Origin of the sequence: Moorena sp. SIO2C4, assembly GCF_010672485.1 — a bacterium.
Lineage (GTDB): Bacteria > Cyanobacteriota > Cyanobacteriia > Cyanobacteriales > Coleofasciculaceae > Moorena > Moorena producens.
This window is the reverse complement of sequence record NZ_JAAHGN010001444.1, coordinates 1-1424: the sequence shown is the minus strand read 5'-3', so window position 1 is coordinate 1424 and position 1424 is coordinate 1. Positions and strand designations below refer to the sequence as shown.

Below are 1424 nucleotides of genomic sequence, written 5' to 3'. Positions count from 1 at the left end.
ATAGCATTAGTAGGCACTGCCCACCGCCCGAATTAATCACAATAGAATATTGATGTAGGGTGGGCAGTGCCAAAGATAGATAACAGTAGCTGGCGATCGCATTAGTAGGCACTGCCCACCCTACTAACTAACTCACTAAAACCCAGATCTAGGGTGGGCAGTGCCAAAGATAGATAAGAGCAGCTGGAGATAGCATTAGTAGGCACTGCCCACCGCCCGAATTAATCACAATAGAATATTGATGTAGGGTGGGCAGTGCCAAAGATAGATAACAGTAGCTGGCGATCGCATTAGTAGGCACTGCCCACCCTACTAAACTCTAAAATATCTAAACCCAATTTAAAAATACTATAATATACTTTAACTTTGAGTAATCTTGTTCAACTATGGAACCATTAACAACTGTGAGTTTACCTATTGCTACTGTTGGTATTCTGGTAGCGACTAAAGCCGTAGAAAAAATCGGGCACAAGGTAGGGGAAGCTCTCTGGGACACACCTAAGCGGTTGTTTCTGGAATTATTCAGAAAACAGTCTCCAGATACAGTAACTGCGATCGAGAAAACCCCAGAGCAATCTCTTCATTATGCCAAGGTGGTATTGGAAGTAGAAGCAGCAGCTAAGCAAAATCCGGAAGTTGCCCAAGCTATGGAGCGTTTAGTGACTACTGTTGATGCTCAAGCTTTGCCTAATTTAGAGCAAATTATTCAAGAGATTACTAAAGCATTGGAATCCCACCAAGCTACGCTACTAGTTAAAATTACAACATTGAGAATATGAATAACCAAACTCGATTCAATCAAGCTCCCCCACTACCTCTGTATTATGTGGAACGCCCGGAAGTTAGCCAACGACTAAAACAAATCCTTTTATCCCAAGAAACATCAAAAGCTGGCACCTTAGTAGTTAGTGCCATCTATGGCTTAGGAGGAATTGGAAAATCCACCATTACTGCTGCGTTAGCCCATGATCCAGAGGTTCAATCCCATTTTACCGATGGTATTTTTTGGGCAACCTTAGGTCAGCAACCTGATATCTTATCCTTTCTAAGTAGCTGGATACAGCAATTAGGAGATTATGACTTCAAAGCGATTAACATTGATAGCGCTTCTTTACAATTAAGAACGTTATTATCCGATAAAAAAGCCTTGCTAGTAGTGGATGATGTTTGGCATCCTGACCATGTTGAACCCTTTCGAGTCGCTGGGGATGGCTGTCGGCTTTTAGTAACTACCAGAGAAGCCCAGGTTGAAGGTGCGATTGCCTATGATTTAGACGTGATGACTCCCAATCAATCCTTGGAGTTATTAATGTCTTGTTTACAGCTGTTTTCAGATGAATCGACCTCACTACCTTTAGCTACAAGCCCCCTAAATCCCCCAATTCTGGGGGACTTTAACTCAATTTCCCCCCAGAATTGGGGGA

Annotated in this window: 2 protein-coding genes; both read left to right on the top strand. The window is 42.6% G+C overall.

Going from position 1 to position 1424, the window contains the following annotated elements:
* Window positions 1–386: 386 nt before the first annotated feature.
* Window positions 387–779 carry a hypothetical protein gene (locus F6K20_RS38445; protein WP_008180559.1) on the top strand — a complete coding sequence of 131 codons (393 nt, stop codon included), beginning with the start codon at window positions 387–389 and terminating at the stop codon, window positions 777–779.
* A partial coding sequence (locus F6K20_RS38440; protein ID WP_287298433.1) for an NB-ARC domain-containing protein occupies window positions 776–1424 on the top strand: 649 nt, incomplete at its 3' end. The genes F6K20_RS38445 and F6K20_RS38440, both read left to right, overlap by 4 nt.